The sequence below is a fragment of the Collinsella sp. BIOML-A6 genome (assembly GCF_009875845.1).
In the GTDB taxonomy this organism is placed as follows: domain Bacteria; phylum Actinomycetota; class Coriobacteriia; order Coriobacteriales; family Coriobacteriaceae; genus Collinsella; species Collinsella aerofaciens_H.
Map to the genome: position 1 here is coordinate 103,674 of NZ_WWSL01000012.1, position 18,639 is coordinate 122,312.

15 protein-coding genes are annotated in these 18,639 nt (G+C 59.7%); 4 read left to right on the top strand and 11 right to left on the bottom strand.

All coding sequences use genetic code 11. The features are described 5' to 3' along the window. Positions 1–401: 401 nt before the first annotated feature. Positions 402–1,601, top strand: coding sequence for a glycosyltransferase family 4 protein (locus tag GT495_RS05650; protein WP_161161900.1), 1,200 nt, complete (start codon positions 402–404; stop codon positions 1,599–1,601). A 159-nt stretch (positions 1,602–1,760) separates the two neighbouring features. Further along, positions 1,761–2,810 carry a tryptophan--tRNA ligase gene (gene trpS / locus GT495_RS05655; protein WP_161161901.1) on the top strand — a complete coding sequence of 350 codons (1,050 nt, stop codon included), beginning with the start codon at positions 1,761–1,763 and terminating at the stop codon, positions 2,808–2,810. A 385-nt stretch (positions 2,811–3,195) separates the two neighbouring features. On the opposite strand, the gene GT495_RS05660 is transcribed toward trpS, so the two are convergent. The 5 genes from GT495_RS05660 to pckA form a co-directional block, all read right to left on the bottom strand. Next, positions 3,196–3,516: an MGMT family protein gene (locus tag GT495_RS05660; RefSeq protein WP_161161902.1), complete on the bottom strand. Its 321-nt coding sequence runs from the start codon at positions 3,514–3,516 to the stop codon at positions 3,196–3,198. Between the two features lie 194 nt (positions 3,517–3,710). Next, complete coding sequence (locus GT495_RS05665) at positions 3,711–4,565, bottom strand: DegV family protein (RefSeq protein WP_161161903.1); 855 nt, start codon at positions 4,563–4,565, stop codon at positions 3,711–3,713. Between the two features lie 119 nt (positions 4,566–4,684). Further along, positions 4,685–5,134 (bottom strand): MarR family winged helix-turn-helix transcriptional regulator, encoded by a 450-nt coding sequence (locus GT495_RS05670; RefSeq protein ID WP_152073705.1) that lies wholly within the window; start codon positions 5,132–5,134, stop codon positions 4,685–4,687. A gap of 153 nt (positions 5,135–5,287) precedes the next feature. Further along, positions 5,288–6,007, bottom strand: coding sequence for a B3/4 domain-containing protein (locus tag GT495_RS05675; protein ID WP_161161904.1), 720 nt, complete (start codon positions 6,005–6,007; stop codon positions 5,288–5,290). Between the two features lie 227 nt (positions 6,008–6,234). After that, positions 6,235–7,905: a phosphoenolpyruvate carboxykinase (ATP) gene (gene pckA / locus GT495_RS05680; protein WP_192924144.1), complete on the bottom strand. Its 1,671-nt coding sequence runs from the start codon at positions 7,903–7,905 to the stop codon at positions 6,235–6,237. A gap of 378 nt (positions 7,906–8,283) precedes the next feature. Between pckA and GT495_RS05685 the strand changes: the two genes are divergently transcribed. Continuing rightward, positions 8,284–9,858 carry a lipopolysaccharide biosynthesis protein gene (locus tag GT495_RS05685; protein ID WP_370457602.1) on the top strand — a complete coding sequence of 525 codons (1,575 nt, stop codon included), beginning with the start codon at positions 8,284–8,286 and terminating at the stop codon, positions 9,856–9,858. Positions 9,859–10,176: 318 nt separating this feature from the next. On the opposite strand, the gene GT495_RS05690 is transcribed toward GT495_RS05685, so the two are convergent. After that, positions 10,177–11,016 (bottom strand): metallophosphoesterase, encoded by an 840-nt coding sequence (locus GT495_RS05690; RefSeq protein WP_161161905.1) that lies wholly within the window; start codon positions 11,014–11,016, stop codon positions 10,177–10,179. A gap of 253 nt (positions 11,017–11,269) precedes the next feature. Between GT495_RS05690 and GT495_RS05695 the strand changes: the two genes are divergently transcribed. Beyond that, a complete protein-coding gene (locus GT495_RS05695) occupies positions 11,270–12,871 on the top strand; it encodes a potassium/proton antiporter (protein ID WP_161161906.1) in 1,602 nt (533 codons plus the stop codon). Between the two features lie 336 nt (positions 12,872–13,207). On the opposite strand, the gene GT495_RS05700 is transcribed toward GT495_RS05695, so the two are convergent. From GT495_RS05700 to GT495_RS05720, 5 genes are all read right to left on the bottom strand, one after another. Beyond that, on the bottom strand, positions 13,208–13,399 hold the full coding sequence (locus tag GT495_RS05700; RefSeq protein WP_161161907.1) for a hypothetical protein: 192 nt from the start codon (positions 13,397–13,399) through the stop codon (positions 13,208–13,210). A gap of 27 nt (positions 13,400–13,426) precedes the next feature. Further along, positions 13,427–14,791 carry a hypothetical protein gene (locus tag GT495_RS05705; protein ID WP_161161909.1) on the bottom strand — a complete coding sequence of 455 codons (1,365 nt, stop codon included), beginning with the start codon at positions 14,789–14,791 and terminating at the stop codon, positions 13,427–13,429. 77 nt (positions 14,792–14,868) lie between these two features. Then, complete coding sequence (brxL, locus tag GT495_RS05710) at positions 14,869–16,452, bottom strand: protease Lon-related BREX system protein BrxL (RefSeq protein WP_370457603.1); 1,584 nt, start codon at positions 16,450–16,452, stop codon at positions 14,869–14,871. Further along, the gene (locus GT495_RS10655; RefSeq protein ID WP_192924147.1) at positions 16,401–17,108 is read right to left on the bottom strand and encodes a hypothetical protein; all 708 of its coding nucleotides are present in this window, start codon (positions 17,106–17,108) and stop codon (positions 16,401–16,403) included. The genes brxL and GT495_RS10655 overlap by 52 nt, the downstream gene beginning before the upstream one ends. Positions 17,109–17,397: 289 nt before the next feature. After that, a complete protein-coding gene (locus GT495_RS05720; RefSeq protein ID WP_161161912.1) occupies positions 17,398–18,312 on the bottom strand; it encodes an SIR2 family protein in 915 nt (304 codons plus the stop codon). Positions 18,313–18,639 lie beyond the last annotated feature (327 nt).

Below are 18,639 nucleotides of genomic sequence, written 5' to 3' on the forward strand. Positions count from 1 at the left end.
CCGCTTTATGATGTAGGTATTCCGCCCCCCGCGGAGCAACTGGGTGAACCGTCGCGTTTATTTAGGGAGCCCACACAGTCGTACTTAGTACAGGTATCCTTCGTTGTTAAGGACGCTGGAACAGTCGATGAGGGCACCCACCTGTTTTAGGTGGGTTCATTTTCGTAACGTGGGGGGTGGTTTTCTTTTGCCGATTTTGCCAAAATTGTCATCGCAGATCCCGTGCGACACCCAACGGCACTTGGCAGAACCCCCGCTAACATCCAATATCTGGTAAGCACGTGATTATCGCCCCGTGCAATTCCTTACACACCCCTTGGTCGAGTATCATGGGTCAGCTATACCCTTTGCGGCATGGCATCTTTTGACCTTTTCCTTCGACGCTTGGCGGTTTTCGATTCATGGCTTCCTCCACGAGCTTCATACCGTACTTATGCGTGGCGGTCGCGGCTTTTGTCACGACCTTTCTCACGGTACCCCTGGTCAAGCGCCTGGCAATCAAGCTCGACGCCGTCGACTATCCCTCAAAGCGCCGCATTAACACCAAACCCATCCCGCGCATGGGCGGCACCGCGGTCTTTTTGGGCCTCGTCATCGCCTGTATTGTGCAGATCATGGGCACCTGGTATCTGGGCTGGCCACCCGTTTTGGTACCACACCCGCGCCTGCACATCAGCTACCCCGTGCTGGCGCTCTCCTTTACCGTGATCTTTGCGACCGGCGCGATCGATGATGTCTTCCAGCTCAAGCCCAAGCAGAAATTGGCCGGCCAGGTGCTTGCCGCGCTCATCGCCTGCATGGGCGGCCTGCGGATCGGCGTCATCGTCAACCCGTTTGCCCCTGGCGAGATTATGCTCGGCTGGCTTGCCTACCCCATCACCGTGATATACCTAGTGGCGTTCACCAATATCATCAACCTCATCGACGGCCTCGACGGTCTGGCCACGGGCATTTGTGGCATCGCATCGTTCACCATGTTCACGATGGCCATGCTTTCGGGCCGTATCGACGCCGCTGCGCTCTCCATCGCGCTCTTTGGCTCGTGCGTGGCTTTTCTGCATTACAACTTCAACCCCGCGAGCATCTTCTTGGGCGACTCAGGGTCGCTGCTGTTGGGCTTCGCTTTGGGTTCCATCTCGCTGCTCAACGTGAGCCGCACCGCCGCGCTCACCTCACTCATCATCCCGCTCATCGTGGCAGGCGTACCCATCATCGACACGTTCAGCGCCATCGTGCGCCGCAAGCGGGCCCACATTAGCATCGGACAGGCAGACAAGGGCCACATCCACCACCGCCTGATCCAAGAGGGCTACAACCAAAAGCAGGCCGTGCTGCTCATCTACGCCTGGTGCATCATGCTTTCGGCCGGCACCGCCACGATCAACCAGGTCGAGGTGCCCACGCGCGTGCTCATCTTTGTCGTGCTCGCCATTGGCTCGGCTGCCTTCGCCAAGCACCTGCACCTGTTTGAGCCCGTCCTGCGCCACCATTACAATAAGCGCACACACGAGGACGAGCTGGTAACCCCCGACGACCCCGCCTTTAAACAGGAGGAGCAGGCAGCCGAGGAGCGCAAGGATGAGCGCCACCACAGGCGCTAGGTTTTATTGCCGAGGAAGTGACTCATTGCTGCTGGCTGCTCGCGACTGCGTCGCGAGCGCCGCATAGCCCTCGCCCTACCGGTACCCCGCCCACTTACGCCCCACCCCTTTCAATAACGCGTTATCATTTTGACCAATTCGCATACGTTAGGAGCAATCATGCCAAACGAGAACAGCTACGAAGTCGCGCTACAAAAGAGCAACGCCATTCGTGAGGGCCTGGCAAAGACGCCCGAGAAGTTCACTATGCTCACCGGCGACCGCCCGACCGGACGCCTGCACCTGGGCCACTACTTTGGCACCCTCAAGGGCCGTGTGGAGCTGCAGAACATGGGCGCCAAGACCAACGTGCTCATCGCCGACTACCAGGTCATCACCGACCGCGACACCACCGAGCATATCCAGGACAACGTGTACAACATGGTCATGGACTACCTTGCCTGCGGCATCGACCCCGACAAGACCATGATCTACGCGCACTCCGCCGTGCCCGCCGCAAACCAGCTCATGCTGCCGTTTCTGTCGCTGGTGTCCGAGGCCGAGCTGGCGCGCAACCCCACGGTCAAGGCAGAGATGGAGGCCTCGGGCCACGAGCTCACCGGCCTTTTGCTCACCTACCCGGTGCATCAGGCCTGCGACATCCTGTTCTGCAAGGGCAACGTGGTGCCCGTCGGTCGCGACCAGCTGCCGCATATCGAGCTCACCCGCACCATCGCACGCCGCTTTAACAACCGCTACGGCAAGGTGTTCCCTGAGGTCGACGCGCTGCTGTCCGAGACCCCGCTGCTGCCGGGCCTGGACGGCCGCAAGATGAGCAAGAGCTACGGCAACGCCATCAATATCTCGATGACCGCCGAGGAGACGGCCAAGCGCATCAAGAAGAGCCAGACCGACTCCGAGAGCATGATCACGTTTGATCCCGAGAACCGCCCCGGCGTGTCCGGCCTGCTTTCGACGGCCGCCATCTGCACCGGTCGTTCCGAGGTCGAGATTGCCGAGGAGATTGGCATGGGCGGCTCCGGCCAGCTCAAGAAGTACGTGACCGAAGCCGTCAACGAGTACTTCGCCCCGATTCGTGAGCGTCGCCAGCGCTACGAGAACGACCTGAATTACGTCAAAGACGTACTGCACGAGGGCAATCGCCGCGCCAACGAGATCGCCGAGCAGACCCTGGCCGAGGTTCAGGACGCCATGGGTATGGTGTACTAGGCAAAGCGCTTTCGCACAACATAGACGGTAAGATTAGATTTCTCCCCGAAACAGGAACAGGCCCGCTGGCAGTTAGTTGCCAGCGGGCCTGTTCCCGAAGTACACCGTTGAATCGCACAGAGGGGAGGAATGCGAATCAAACTCAACAGGGCAGGCTTTTTCATCGCCTATTGCCTGCTCCGTTGCTGAATACAATATAGTTCACCGTGGTTTACTTTCTGGCGAGAATATACGCCACCACATCGTCTCCATAAGTTAACCCCGGTAAACCTACCAAAAAGGGACAGGTTTATTTTGGCAGGTTTTATCTGGGGAAATGGCACCAGTGCCGGCGTCCGCCACAGGTGACGGGCACTTATTTGGTGGTTTTGGCGCGAGCAAACCGCTAAAGCCCGGCAGGCCAATGACAGGCGGCCAGGTCGACGTGCATGGGGTCGGCAAACGTCACGCCCTCCCCCAGCAGAAGCTCACGTTGAGCATCGGGGCCGCCAAACGCAAAGCCCTCGCAAATGCGGCCATCGGCAAACACCACACGATGGCAGGGAATCTGACCAGGGCGCGGATTGCCGTGCAGCGCATAGCCCACATAGCGCGCGCTGCGTGGACGACCGGCGAGCAGCGCCACTTGGCCGTACGTGGCGACCATCCCCTCGGGAATCTGCTCGACCACCTCGTACACCCGCTCAAAAAAGCCCTCAGACGCCATCGCCTACCCCTTTCCGCCCGCAACAGCATAAAGCAAATGATCTCTTGGGGACGGCGGGGGTTCAGATCATTTATGGCCTCCGCGTGGCCGATGGTCCGCAACCCCGCCGTCCCCGGGGGATCACATGGCATGGCAGGCAGCATTTGCCCAGATAAAACCTGCCAAAATAAACCTGTCCCTTTTTGGCAGGTACGTTAGTTGGCGGACTGGAAGAAGGCTACGGCTACGGCGCCGGGACCTACGTGGGTGCCGATGGTGGCGCCGATAGTGTGGACGGGCAGCTCGCCCTCGGTGTGGCCGGCCCACAGCGCCGCACTGTCCTCGATATATTTCTTGAGCACCGCGTCCGAAAGACCCGTATAGCCGAGCGCCAGCGGCATGGAAAAGTCGACGCCGCCCGCCTGCTCGACCTTCTGGTTCAACAGGTTTCGACCGTTTTTGGAACCGCGCGCCTTGCCCAACTGCACGATCAGACCGTCCTCGACAGCCACCACGGGCTTCACGTTGAGCAGCGTACCCACGGCGCCGGCCGCAGCAGACAGACGACCGCCGCGCACCAGGTACTCCAGCGTCTCGAGCAGGCCGATAACCACCACGCGGTCGCGCACGGCCTCGACCGCAGCCGCGATCTGGGCTGCACTACGGCCCTCGTCCACCAGGCGCAGCGCATACTCGACCAGCACGCGCTCGCCCAGGGTGACATTGTTGCTATCCACCACATACACGTCGCCGCCCGGCGCCTCGGCAAGTGCCGTACGAGCACTCTGGTTGGTGCCCGAAAGCTTGGCGCCCACGGTAATAATCACGGCCTCATCGCCGGCCTCACATGCTTCGGCAATCGCCTGTGAAAAGGCGTACGGGTTGACCTGACCGGTCTTGGGCAGCTCGTCGCGCTCCACGAGCATCTCGTAAAAGCGCCGGTCATCGATGTCGACACCATCCATGTACACATCGGTGCCAAAGGTAACGGACAGCGGCAGAACACACAGAGCTGGGTGCTCCGCCGGAGACATATCGCTGGCGGAATCGGTAATAATGCGGACGGACATAGCGAATCCTTTCTTGCGCAGGTCTCGCGCGGGGAATTTTGACAACAAGATCCCGGCACGGCGTGCGCGCTCAAACGGGACGATGCAATTGTTGGCTGAAAGCTAGCGCCTATGCGGCCCTACATCTCGCGCAGGGTGTTGAGAATCGTGCGAAGCGACGCATACATCTGCTCGCGTTGCTCCACGCCCATGGCCTTGCCGGTGGCATCGAGTACATCGCGAATGATGCGATCGGCCTCGCTCATGCTCTCGCCGCCCAGGGCGGTCAGGCGCACCGGGGCACGGTACTTGACGGCCGCATCGCCCGAGTCGTCGACCTCGACGTAGCCGCCCTCCTCCAGATGTGCCAGTGTGCGCGAAACGGCGGCACGGGTAACGCCGGCCATGCGAGCGAGGTCGGCGCCAGTCAGGCCGTCCTTGCTGCGCTCAAGATAGTACAGGCACATGACATCGGAGCCCTTAAGGCCAAGCCTTGCACCTTCGGACGTCTTGATGCGCTGAATCTCCTTGTAGAGGCCGCTGATCAGTCCGACAAAGTCCTCAAAACGTGTCTCGTCGTTCTGCTGCATGGTGACGACTGCCTTTCGCTCACATGATGCTAACGGGTGAACATCTTAGCCGCACTTGGAAACACGTATACCCAAATATCCCATTTGTTAACCCATCAACATAAAAACCACCACAAAGGAGACAGTACACCTTTGTGGTGGTTTTGGGCCGAGTTACAGCTCCACGCGCGGGTTATCGCGAGTCACAAGCGTCTTAACCAGAACGGTGGCACCCAGATACCGCTCGAGCAGCTCGGCTAAGCGATCGATCGCAGCCTGGCAATCCCCCATCCGCTCGGGCTCTACACACTCAATCGCCAGGAACGCATCGGCCGAATCGTCGGACAGCGCCGTGCGAACGCCATCGCGCCAGTTCCAGCAACGGCACACGGCGCCCGCATCGTCGATATAGGCAAGCTCACCGGGCAGTGTCGGATCATCCGCCTCCTCGCCAAGCGGCAAGAACGCGTCGCCGCCGTCGGTCACCGCCAGGCGCAGATTGCCCTCAATCGCACGCAAATCCTCACCGCCAACGGGCAGCGCATAAGTCAACGAAATCGTGTTGTAGATATCCACCGCCGGCGTGATGTGGCCGACCGGCTTGCCTTTGAGCACGCGCTTGAGCAGGTTCTCAACTGAGCAACGCGCGCCCTTCTTGGTCTTGAACAGGCGATACGCCTCGCGCCACGCCTTAACCGGCGCATTCTCGCTGATGGTATCACTCGTCAGGTGATGCTCCGCATCGATATTGGCGCGGTCGAGCAACGCGGCAATCGCATCCACGTCCTCCTGGGAAATCTGCGCCGCGGGCTTCATGCCCTTTACGACCACAACGCCGATAGCCGCCTGCGGAAACAGCTCCCAAAACGAATCCTCGGCAACGAAACTCTTCATATGCTCTCCCTTCCTAGCATGCGCCCGAGCCCGGGCACCCAAACAAAAAGCGCCCTTACGACGGCCACCTTCAAAGTCCTACGGTGCCGCCACAAGAGCGCTTACGCTGCCCCCATCCGGAGAAGGGGGCGATATGTCACGTGTATTGTAACCCGAGTCATCCGCGCAAGCAAAACCACCGCAAAGATGCCCGCCCCCTTTATGGTGGTTTTGGGTCCAAGGCGAAGCTAGTGGCGGAGCCCCAGCAGGCCGCGACCGCGATGACGGGCCTCAGCGGGCACCTGGGCGTGCGGACCGGCGGCCTTGACGGACTCGGGCAAGTGCGAGTACTTCTTCTCGAAGTTCTCCTCGAACATCACCGCCAGGTTGTGCGCTGCCTCGTCGTAGCGCGCGGTGCTCTGCCAGTACTGGCGCGGCACCAGGATGCCGTCGGGCACGCCATGGCACGTGGTGGGAATGTCGACGTTAAAGATGTCGTCGTGCACAAACTCGCTCTCTTCGATGGTGCCGTCGAGGGCGCGAGCGACCAGTGAGCGCGTATAGGCCAGCTCGATGCGATGACCCACGCCGTAGCCGCCACCAATCCAGCCGGTGTTGACCAGGTAGACGTGCGTGCGGCCGTCGGCGATGCGCTCGCCGAGCATCTTAGCGTAGACCATGGGATCGAGCGGCATAAACGGCTCGCCAAACAGCGAGGAAAACGTGGGCGTGGGCTCGGTGACACCGACCTCGGTGCCGGGGATCTTGGCCGTAAAGCCCGTCACAAAGTGGTACATGGCGGCATCGGACGTCAGGCGTGAGATGGGCGGCAACACGCCAAAGGCGTCGCAGGTCAGGAACAGCACGACGCTCGGAGTAGTGCCCATGCCCTTGGTCCACGCGTTGGGAATGTGCTCCACAGGGTAGGCCACGCGCGTATTGTGCGTGATCGAGACGTCGTCGTAGTTGGGCTTGCGGCTCTCGTCGAGCACCACGTTTTCGCAGATGGCGCCAAAGCGGACGGCGTTGAAGATCTCGGGCTCGTGGAACGCGTCCAGGACCTCGCATTTGGCGTAGCAGCCGCCCTCGATGTTGAAGATCCCCATGTCGGACCAACCGTGCTCGTCGTCGCCGATCAGCAGGCGCGTGGGGTTGGCCGAAAGCGTGGTCTTGCCGGTGCCGGACAGGCCAAAGAACACGGCGGTCTCATGCGTGACGGGGTCCATACTGGCCGAGCAATGCATGGGCAGCACGTCGTCCTCGACGGGCAGCAAGTAATTCATAACGCTGAAGATGGACTTTTTAATCTCACCGGAGTAGCCGGTGCCAGCGACCAGAATCACGCGCTCCTGGAAATTGATAACCACCGCGGCGCTGGAGTTGAGGCCCTTGATGCCAGGGTCGCACTGATAGCCGGGTGCGGCAAGGACGCAAAAGTCCGGCTCGCCGGTGCGTGCGATTTCGCGGGCAAGCGGGCGGGCGAGCATCTGCTTAATAAAGAGCGCCTGGCTGGCACGCTCACAGGCGACAAGCAGGCGACGCGTATGGTTGCGGTCGGCACCGGCCATACCGCGCGTGACGAACACGTCGCGCTCATTGAGATAGTCGACGATGCCGGCCTTGATGGCCTCGTAGCTCTCGGCAGAAAGCGGGCGGTTGACGGCACCCCAGGCAATCTTGTCGTGCACGTCGGGCGTATCGACGATAAAGCGATCGTTAGGCGATCGGCCAGTGCGCTCTCCCGTCTCGATCACCAGTGCGCCGTTGGAGGCCATGCGGCCTTCATTGCGGCGGATGGCATGCTCGACGAGCTCCGCGGCGGGTAGATCGACCAGCAGACGAGGCTGATTCTCGGCGGGATCTTCAACGAGCGTAATACCAAAGTTGGACAGAACTTCTGCAGGGGTAACACCAGGCATGGGGCCTCCTTTAAAAGTGCGTCACGTGGAAGCGACGCGCACTTTACTCACGTAAAGCCCGTTGTACCCGATATGCAAAAACGTTTTTGCGGCAACGGCGAGGCGCCCGCTCAACGGTCAAAAATCGCACGCAAGCGGCCTTGTCATTGGGGACGTTCTTAAACGATTAGTCGTTGGGGGCACTCTTGAGCTGGCATCAACCAAGGAGTGTCCCCGGAAGCCGGCACCTAGGGACGTTCCTAAAATGCCGGCACATAAGAAACGTCCCTAAGTGCCGACTACTGAATGGCGCCGCCGAAATTATTGAACAACCTGTTCAAAAATACGAATGGACACCACCGCGACTATACTAGAGCGCAGTAAGAGAAAGGAACCGCCTTGAGTATCACGCCCCTCGATAGCATCCGCCGCGCCATCGCTCGGCGCAATGGCGTCGCCGACCCCACCGTATCGGGCGGGGCGCACGGGCAAGGCGGACGCATCGAGAACGGCCTGTTCCCCGCCTCCCACACGGCCGAAGAGCTCGCGCGCATCCAGGAGCTGAGCCAGCGCAACGCCGGCGGCCCCGACAGCAGCCAGGCCACGCGCCGTCGCCGCGAGCGCGATCGCCAACCCGGCCCCATCCACCACATGGTCAATGCCTGGTGGAACCGCCTACTCGGTGCTGTCTACGGCGGCGGCTTCTCCACGCAAGAAGCCGAGTACGAAGATCACGCCACCCGTCGCGACTACCTTTGGAATACCCTGGGCACCGCCGTATGGGGCATGGCGTTTCCGCTGCTCACCATTGTGTCGACGCAGCTCGTAGGCGCCGAGGAAGCCGGTAAATTCTCCATCGCCTTTGTCACCGGCACGCTCATCATGATCGCGTGCAACTACGGCGTGCGCAATTTCCAGGTCTCGGACATCGACGAAAAAACCTCCTTCGCCTCCTACCAGCTCAACCGCTGGCTCTGCGGAGCACTCGCGCTGGCATGCGGCCTGGTATACAGCAGCGCCCGCGGCTACGATGCGCAGATGGCCACGATCGGCCTGGGCGTCTACCTCTATAAGGTGATCGACGGCATCGCCGACGTATACGAGGGCCGCCTGCAGCAGGCCGATAAACTCTACCTGGCCGGCATGAGCCAAACGCTACGCTCCGTCGGCGTCATCGCAATCTTTAGCTTGGCACTGTTCCTCACGCGCAACATGCCCATCGCAGCCATGGCCATGGGTGTCACCGCCATCGCCTCGCTCGTGCTGGTCACCGCGCCGCTCGCCCTGCTCGAGACCGAAAAATCGCGCCGCGTGAGCCTGCGCGAGGTCGGTCACCTGTTTGTCCAGTGCGCCCCTCTTTTTGGTGCGCTGTTCCTGTTCAACCTTATCGAGAGCATGCCCAAGTTTGTGATGGAAGGCACACTGGCCTATAAGTATCAGCTGTACTTTAATGCCCTGTTCTTTCCGGCGCAGGCTATTTTGCTGAGCATCGGATTTATCTATAAACCGCAGCTCCTGCGTCTGTCGAGCATTTGGGCGAATCCGCGTAAGCGTCGCCGCTTTGACTTGATTATTATTGCCGTTATGGCGCTGATCGTGGCCATCACCGGCGTGTGCGCCGCATTTATGGCAGGCCCAGGCATTCCCCTCATGAGCTTTATGTACGGCCTCAACTTTGAGCGCTACCGCACATTGGCACTGCTAATGGTTGTCGCCGGCGGCGTCACCGCAGCCATCGACTTTATCTACGCCATCATCACGGTGTTGCGCCACGCCGGCGACGTCACCAAGATCTACCTGATCTGCTTTGCCGTGAGCGTGGCGCTCCCGGTGATCATGATCAACCTGCTGGGCCTGATGGGCGCCGTGGTGAGCTACCTGGCGGTCATGGCCCTACTCCTGATGCTACTGATTATCGAGTACGCCCACATCCGCCAACGCATCGAACGCGACCGCAACCCATACGGCGCCTAATTAGCTGCCCCCGGTCGCCGGAATTTGCGATGGAATCGCCCCGGCTGGGGTCTCGTTGCAGACAATATGCATCCCGCAAAACTAAGTGAGTAGACTTTTACCGAATCCCCGACCACACCGACATAGCACAAGTCTATGACCTGCAGTTTTATTGAGGCAAATTTGCCGGCTGCTCGGCATTTCCAGAAAAGTCTACTCACTTAGCCAGCGGGCAGCCAAATGATTATTTAATCCCCGTCCTAGAAAAATCATTTGATGGGCAGAAGGGCAGAAGTAGTCAAAAAAGCCCCGTCCCAAATTAGCTACCCCTTGCACCGGTTATTCTCCAGGGTTGATGTTCGCGTAGAACTCCGCACCATCATCCAGGCGCAGGATGCCCACGCGGCCGAACTCGGAGCCGGTGGCGGCGGCGCAGTCGATATCGATGCGATCGGGCACGCCGGCGGTATCCTCGCCGCCCAGGCGCACAATCTGCCCACGGCCCGACTCCTCATCAAGCCCCGCCAGACCGCCTACCTCGCAATAACGCCCGAGCGACACCGTGGGCGTGTGACCGCTCACCACGACCGGACCCTTGCCCTCGGCAGAAAGCAGCCCTGTCGGCGCGTCCCAATAGCCGTGACGAATCCACAGCAAGTCATCGGACGACTGCACGGCAAGCATCTGCTTCAGCAGTTCGCGATCGGCGCTAACCGCTCCGGCACCATCGGCACAATCAACCCCATGTTCAAGCAAAAACGCCCGCGCCGCCTCGGTCTGGATGCCGGCATGCACCAGCAGGTACGGACGCTCGTCAGTCTCGGCCACCGCGTAGAGCGGCAGCGTCGCCATCCAACGCACGAGTTCCTCGTACGCCTCAAATTCCATATCGTTGAGCTGCTGACGGGTAGTCCAACCGCCGTTGATATCCCAGGTCTCGGCATCGAGCGGATCCTGGCCAATGATGGCATCGAGCATGATCTGCTCGTGATTGCCCTTGAGCACGCGCGCGTTGGGCAGCGATCGCACCAGTTTAATAACGCCAACCGGATCGGGCCCGCGATCAATCATATCGCCCAGCACGTACAGCGTATCGTCGGAAGCCAGCGAAATCTTGGTCAGGGCCTCGTCAAGCGCACGCACGTGCCCGTGAGCATCGGATGTCACATAGATCGCCATGGAACGCCTTTCCCTGCATTACGACCGAAGCCCGGAGCCGCAACTAAAACTTCAAGTTGAACTTAAACGTTACCCATTGTACTCCGTTGCGATAAAGCTGGAAAGGGTTTCCGAGCAGAGGCAAAGACGGCAGCCGTCTATGACGATATCGCGCACGCCCGCAATCCAACCCCATAAACCCACCATCTTTGGGTACAAATAAACGCAGATAACTGACCGTGCCACGCCAACCACCCAGGAGCGGACACCATCCATGAACCAGATCCTTCTCTTTATCGGCCTCGTCATTATTCTGTGCCTGACTATCAAACCCGTCGGCAAAAAGCTCCCCTTCCCCACCCTGCTTATCTTTATCGCACTCGGCATGCTGCTGGGTGTCAACGGTCCGGCGCACATCGACTTTAGCGACTATGCGCTCACCGAAACCGTCTGCGGCACGGCGCTGCTGTTCATCATGTTCTACGGCGGCTTTAACACCAACATCGACCGTGCCAAACCCGTCGCTGTGCCCGCAGTGCTGCTAAGCACGCTCGGCGTCGTTATCACCGCTGGCATCACCGGCGTGTTCGCGCACTTTGTACTGGGCTTCGACTGGATCAGCGGCCTGCTACTGGGATCGGTCGTGGCATCCACCGACGCGGCCAGCGTCTTTAGTGTGTTGCGCGAGCACAACCTGTCGCTAAAAGGCGGCACCGACTCGCTGCTCGAGGTCGAATCGGGCTCCAACGATCCCGTCGCCTACATGCTCACCGCCGTGCTCGCGACCCTCGCGGCCGGCGGCGACATCAACATTCCCATACTGCTGGCCAAGCAAATCATCCTGGGTGTGGGCCTGGGCCTTGTCATCGGCTGGACATCCAGCCGCCTGATTGAGCGCGCGCACGCAACGGCTGAGGGCGCACAGACCATCTTTTTGTTCGCCGTGGCCATCGTCGCCTACGCGCTGCCGAGCTATCTGGGCGGCAACGGCTTTTTGGCCGTATACCTGGCAGGCATTGTGCTGGGCGCGAGCGACATCACCGGCAAGGTCGAGCTGGCGCACTTTTTTGACACCCTTACCGAGATGGCCGAGATGACCATCTTCTTTTTGCTCGGTCTGCTCGTGACGCCCGCCCGCCTGCCGCAAATGCTGCTGCCGGGCCTGGCGCTCATGGCGTTTATGCTCTTTGTGAGCCGTCCCATCGCCGTCGGCATGCTGCTGGCGCCCTTTAAGACGAACCCTCGCCAGGTGGCACTCGTAAGCTGGGCGGGTCTGCGCGGCGCAGCTTCGGTCGTATTTAGCCTCTTTGCCGTTGTGGCCGGTGTTCCCGGTGGGCACGACCTGTTTGACCTGGTCTTTGTGATTGCCGCGTCGAGCATTGTGGTGCAGGGCTCGCTGCTGCCAGCAGTGGCGAAGAAACTCGATATGATCGATGCAGAAGGCGACGTGCGCCGTACCTTTAACGATTACCGCGACGAGGACGGTATGTCGTTCGTCAAGCTCAAGGTGGGTGCGGGGCATCCGTTTGCCGGGCGCTCGCTCGCCGATATTGGCAGCGTCACGGACATGCTGGTGGTCCTGGTGCTGCGCGATGGTGCACATCCGGTGCTGCCCAATGGCGATACCGTGATTGAGGAAGGCGACCTTCTGGTTATGGCCGCGCCTACGTTTGAGGAGCGTGCCGAGGTTACGCTGCGCGAGGTCACCGTGACTCCCCACGGCCGCTTAGCTGGACAGCGCCTGCGCGACGTGCCGCAAGGCAAGCACCCATTTATCGTGGTGATGCTCAAGCGCGACGGCCAAACGATCATCCCCGACGGCAATACCCTCATATACGCCGGCGACGAAGCCGTCATCGCCACGCTGGCGTCGTAGCGGCCAGGGGGGTAGCCGTCCCAAATAAGCTACATTTGAGCATCAATCGACCCGGCTGGGGTCTCGTTGCGGACAATTAGTATCTCTCAAAACTAAGTGAGTAGACTTTTGCCAAATCGCCGACCACGCCACCAAAGCACAAGCCTGTGACCTGCGGGTTTATTGAAGCAAATTTGTCGTGTGCTCAGGATTTCCGATAAAGCCTACTCACTTAGCCTGCGGGCAGTCAAAATAGAGCAATCGCGAGCTCATTAGACTCCATTACGACGGCTTATCGTGCATTTTCGCACAGTCGCGGATGCAGACGCGCCGTTCCATATTAGCTACCCCGGACCCTTAGTCCTCGTCGACAGCGAAGTCGCGGAGGTCGAGGCCTTCGCGTTCGGCTCGGGCTAGGAGCTCTTGGGGCGACTCGTCCTCGATATCCATCACGTCGAGCATGGCGGCCGGAAAGCCCACGCCCGCCGCACTCCCCGCACGGTCGAGCAGACTCTCGCGCAACTGGTCTACATCAACTTCGATCTTCATGGTGGAACCTCCTATCGAGCCAAGCCCCTACTCACTAACACCGAGCACTTCCACGGCAGCAACAAAAGCCGCAACCTGCTTGTCGTCCATCTGCGTGGCCAGGCGCCCCACGGGTTCATCGTAGGCGAACTGTACCTTATCGATAAAGCAATCCCAAGCACGCTCGTCCACGCGCACGGCGGCCTCGCAATACTGGCTGAGCTTTTTGAGTCCATACCAAAACGCATTCACATGGCGCGCGGGGTCCTCGTCCAGCACACCTTCGTAGCGGCGCGCATTAAACTCACGCATGCGCGCCACGGCAACCTCGAGCGAGTCGCCGCCCTCGGCCGAAGCCTCATCCACCAGCTCGGGAATCGGAACCTCACGGCGAACATCATGCCTGGTAGCGCCATCGTACTCGCCCACCAGCACGTCTTCGTCAAGCCGAGAATCGTAGTCTAAATTGCTCGAACCCCGGCATATCCCATGCGGCGAGCCAGAGCCAAACGCACAGAACAACCCGCCGTCGGCAACAACACGACGGTAGGTCTCAAACGACTTCTTAACCTGGGCGAGCAACTCGGAAAGCTCCCCGGCATCGCACGCCGTCTCGCACGCAACGCACGCAGACTCGGGCAACGATACCGGCTCCACCGTGCTCCCCGCAACGCGGACGGCGCACTCGGCCCGATACGCCTGCGCCGCCAAGCGCGCCCGCTGCGCAGCACCGCGCACGTTGGTAAGCTCGCGCTCCAACGCCACGTCGCCAGCAACATCGCCAGCCAAATCGCCCGCAAAGCCGTCAGCACCCTGCTGCCCAGTCGCACTCAGCTCGGACTCAAACGTCGCTGTGATCATACCCGCAAGGTCCGTTGCGTCGGCGGCACAACGAAGTTGCTCCAGCTGCGTGCACAGCAGGTCGGCATCCAGGGGCACGACATCCACAACGTGCACGTCACTCAGGCGTGCCGCGTCCCGCAACACCAAGGCCCCCGCAGCATCGTACGCCGCATGCACTCTGTCCGCCGTATTAGCCCGCAGCTTTACCTCGATAAACGAAAGCGTCTGTTCCAGGCGCGTCAGCAGCTCGGCCTTGTCCTCCATGCGCAAAAAGGCAGCATAGCGACGCTCCATCTGCAGCGGGCCCCCAATGCCCGCCAGCTTGCGAGCGCGTGCAAGCGCAGCGCTCTCAACGCGGCGCACGTACCCGTCAACAGCCTGAACGGCAGACTCGCGTGCAGCGTGCTCGGAAGCCTCGACGCCCCTAAGCACGCCCAGCAGCTCGCGGGAGCGTGCCTTTCGCACCAACTCCCCGCGATCGTACTGCTCAAGCGCCGTTTGACGCTTGGCTACCGACTCAAAGCCAAACAGCTCGTCGAGCAGCTCACCAACAGAACGCTCGTCCGCCATGGCAGGCCTCCTCACGCACCACGCACCAACATGTTCGCGGAACGCCCGAGCACCGGACGCCCCGCACGCTCGTACCCCTACAGATCCAACGCCTTCTTCGCGGCGTCGACCGGGTCGCCATCCGTGTAGAACACCGGGCTCAACCCCGAAATAATCTCGGACGACACGCTCTGCAGGCCCGCGATGGCGCTCAGCGGCAAAATCACGCGCTTGGCGCCGGCATTTTTGGCCACGCGCATAATGTCCTCGAGCCCGCGGATCTCGTCCATAGAACCCGACATGCGCAAGATTCCCGGAATCGCCAGCGCGGGCATCACCGGGCGGTTGCAGGCCGCGGAGCACAGGCCCACAAACTCGGCAAGCGAAACTTCCTCGGACAGGCCCTTGCTCTGCAAGTCATTGTAGAACAGCAGGTAGTCCTTGGAGCCAATGTGCATGCCCGGCGCCACGCGGTTCGCCAGGTTCACAAAGTTGTCGAACGCGGCCTCCAGCGTATCGCGCACCGGCTTGTTAAAGGCCACGCCCTCGTGCTTAAACTTGCACTCGCCGGCAACGGCCTTGTTCTCCAGCTTGTACACGGCAACCTCGCCGCCCTGCGACCTGCCCACGCCAAACACGTGACCGGACAGCAGCGGCCCGTCGGGAATCAGCGTGTCCTCGCTCTGCTCGGGCACGCGCACCACGTGCACGTCCTGCGGGTTGTCGGCATCCATGTAGCCCAGGTTAACGTCGATAAACTCGACGCCCGCCATAATCTTGAGCTGCTCCTTTACGCGGCGACGGCCCTCGATGGCGTAGTCCAACAGCCAGCGCACGTCGTCCTTGTCCATGGCCTCGTCGGGGAACAGCAGCTTTGCAAGGCCGCTAAAGGTCTTGCGCACGGCGATCTCGTCACGCTTGTTAAAGTCGCTGTTAAAGCGGAAGTAACGGTCGATATGGTGCGTAAAGTCCTTGCGGCGCATCTCCTTGCAAAACTCCGACAGGCAGTCGGTGATCAGGCCGTAATGCCCGGTCAGCAGACTCGAGCGCATCTTGGGAATTTCCCAGCCCGGCAGGTAATAGTGGATACGGTCGAAGAAGGCCGAATCGTTGTTAAACTCCGGCGGGAACGGATCAAACAGGTGCGTGGTCTTAAGGACGTTTTGCACGGTATCGTTGATGTTGCCCTCAAAGACCATGGAGGCATCGGCGTTAATCTGGTCGCGGCCGCGCGCATAGCTACCGCTTGCCATGTAGTCCTTCATGATCTGCACGGCATTGGTGTCCTTAAAGCGCATGCCGGCGACCTCGTCAAACGTCACGCAGTCCCAATGGCCCACCAAGCCCACGCGATCGGCGCGCATGGAGTTCATGCGGCCGAACAGGTTGGCCGTGGTGGTCTGGCCGCCCGAAAGCAAGATGGCGTAGGGCGAGACCTCTTTGTAGATATGGCTCTTGCCGGTGCCGCGGGGACCCAGCTCGCACAGGTTGTAGTTGCGCTCGATGAGCGGCACCATGCGCTCGATAAAGTGCAGGCGCTCTTTCTCGGAAAGCTCACTGGGTTCGTAGCCAGCCGAGCGCAGCAGCATATTGAGCCACTCGTCGCGCGTAAAGTACTGGCGCTCGTCGATCATGGCATCCAGGTCCAGATTGGGCATCTGGATGGGCGTGAGCGACGCCACGCTAAACGGAGAGTCCTCGGGTCCGCGCTTTTTGCGCTTGGCCTTGGAACGGCGCGGCGCATCGTCCCAATGCCCATGAGGTCGCGCACGATGAGGTAGAGCTCGCGCCCCGCCTGGAGCTTCGGCCGCGTCGTCGTATAGCGCTTGACCTGCGAGAAGGCGTGGAAGGTGCACCTCTGGACCCTGGTGCGCGGCCAGGTCTCGCGCACGGCCTTGGCGAACCCGCTCCCGCCGTCGGTGACGACCACGTCGGGCGCCGGGATCGGCGCCATGAGGGCCGACCGCGCCCTCGAGTTCTCGGACCTGGCCATGTACCAGGAGACCACCCGCTCGCCGCTGCAGCATATGAGCACGACGAGGTCGCGCGCGACCCAGATCCCGTCGACGTAGAGCACGCCGTCGGGGACGGGCATGGGCCAGACCTCCCAGAACTCGGCCGTCCTGCGCCTGAAGGGCCGCCCGCCGCCCGGCATCATGGCCTGCGAGTCCTTCGAGAGGAGCCAACCGAGGAACTCCTCGAGCCTCGAAGCGGTGTCGTCGTACCTCACAGTCGTCGACGCGCCGCAGTCCGTGCACCTCCACCGCTGGGACCCCGAGGAAGTCCTTCCGTTGCGCTTGGTCCGACCGCCGCAGTAGGGGCAATAAACGGCCTTCATGGGCACCTCTTCCGAAAGGGTATTTAACGGTTCCGGAAGAGGTTATCTACCTGCGGGAACGATAGGCAACCGGACACACATTCTGTCCGAGCGGTTAAAAGCGGGCACGGAATTTAAACGGCTGAAAAAGGGGCATCGACCTGCGCCGATGCCCCCAACATGGACACACATTTTGTCCTATAAGCCACAAAACGGTCGTGCCGTTTTTCGTCTAATTAGCATTCGTCAATACGAATTCCAAAAGCACAGGGCAGCTCGCCCAGGTTGTCGATACGTACTTGAGACTCCTTTATCCCTCAAGCCGTCTAATCTCTTCCCAAATCTTGCAATAGGCCTTTTCCCAATTACCGGCAATTACTTTGCATGGCTCGCACTCAACATGAAGGGCGTCGAAAGGACTAAAATCGCGCTGCTCATCTTCGGAAATAAGAGGAAAATAGATGATTCTATTTGTTATTTTTCCGTTCATGTCCCGGTCCGCCAACAGCTGAGCCCTCCTCATGAGAAGCCACCAGATATCGAGCTCGTCCGACGACAAACCAAGGCCAACAATATAGATATTAGAATTAAAGAAGAGCTCGGCCCAGGTCTTTTTCCAGCCAGGACCCCTAGTAAGCACATTTAAATCAATCAAACGACCAAGACTTGAAACGTCCTGACTAGACTCCCCATCAGATAGCAATTCCATTGTTTTAGCCAAATTATCAATGTACTTGGTAATGCCCAAACAAATACTTTTAGGATACGAGATTTCTCCGTGAATGTGATGGACTTCCAAATCGCCAATTACTTTATTTCTCTTATCGCTAGCTCTCGTCTCAAACGTGTAATGTTCTTCTACTTGCTTGCCAAACAAGGGAGATGAAGCCCCGTGAATGAGAGCGTTTTCAAGGTTGTGGTCATAATTGGTCGTCAAAATTGTTTTAACACCAGAATCGAGTATGGAAACGAAATAATCAGATTTTTCGATTGCAGTCTGGGGTGTATCGAGGCAATTCAAACAATCTAAAACTCTCTTTGAAACGCTGTCGTTGCTATAGCGCCCCTTCGCCTCACAAAGAATTGCGTCGTACTTCAACAACGAATTGACCGTTGGCCCCAATTTACTGAAGAACTCACTCTCGATACCCTGCAGCAAATCGTCCCAAGATGGATAGTTCTTCAAGCAGCGGTTCAAACCGTTGCCGAGTAGAATTGCACTCATGATTCGGCTCCCTTGAGCATAATGTTGCAGATATCGAATCGTTAATAACTAATATTTGACAAGAAATTCGTACACACCCATGGTTGATCCATGGACAAATCCGAGCCGAGCACCGCTTTCACGGACATCTAACGAACATTTGAGATCAATCATTTCCTCCCCGAATACACAGAATCTCGAATTGCTTGTTAGACGGGTTGAACAAGTTTAAATGCCTCTCTCTCGTTTTTTCGATAAGAGCCCCGAAGTTGGTTGATTTTCAATCTCAACGCAACAGCTTGAACGGCCCCCGCGTTTCCGCAGCTAGCGCAACGCGGAACTAGCCCC

Bases quoted from the DNA above. Each gene is read 5' to 3' on its own strand.
- GT495_RS05650 (WP_161161900.1), top strand. From the start codon at position 402: ATGGCTTCCTCCACGAGCTTCATACCGTACTTATGCGTGGCGGTCGCG.
- trpS (WP_161161901.1), top strand. From the start codon at position 1,761: ATGCCAAACGAGAACAGCTACGAAGTCGCGCTACAAAAGAGCAACGCC.
- GT495_RS05660 (WP_161161902.1), bottom strand. From the start codon at position 3,516: ATGGCGTCTGAGGGCTTTTTTGAGCGGGTGTACGAGGTGGTCGAGCAG.
- GT495_RS05665 (WP_161161903.1), bottom strand. From the start codon at position 4,565: ATGTCCGTCCGCATTATTACCGATTCCGCCAGCGATATGTCTCCGGCG.
- GT495_RS05670 (WP_152073705.1), bottom strand. From the start codon at position 5,134: ATGCAGCAGAACGACGAGACACGTTTTGAGGACTTTGTCGGACTGATC.
- GT495_RS05675 (WP_161161904.1), bottom strand. From the start codon at position 6,007: ATGAAGAGTTTCGTTGCCGAGGATTCGTTTTGGGAGCTGTTTCCGCAG.
- pckA (WP_192924144.1), bottom strand. From the start codon at position 7,905: ATGCCTGGTGTTACCCCTGCAGAAGTTCTGTCCAACTTTGGTATTACG.
- GT495_RS05690 (WP_161161905.1), bottom strand. From the start codon at position 11,016: ATGGCGATCTATGTGACATCCGATGCTCACGGGCACGTGCGTGCGCTT.
- GT495_RS05695 (WP_161161906.1), top strand. From the start codon at position 11,270: ATGAACCAGATCCTTCTCTTTATCGGCCTCGTCATTATTCTGTGCCTG.
- GT495_RS05700 (WP_161161907.1), bottom strand. From the start codon at position 13,399: ATGAAGATCGAAGTTGATGTAGACCAGTTGCGCGAGAGTCTGCTCGAC.
- GT495_RS05705 (WP_161161909.1), bottom strand. From the start codon at position 14,791: ATGGCGGACGAGCGTTCTGTTGGTGAGCTGCTCGACGAGCTGTTTGGC.
- GT495_RS10655 (WP_192924147.1), bottom strand. From the start codon at position 17,108: ATGAAGGCCGTTTATTGCCCCTACTGCGGCGGTCGGACCAAGCGCAAC.
- GT495_RS05720 (WP_161161912.1), bottom strand. From the start codon at position 18,312: ATGAGTGCAATTCTACTCGGCAACGGTTTGAACCGCTGCTTGAAGAAC.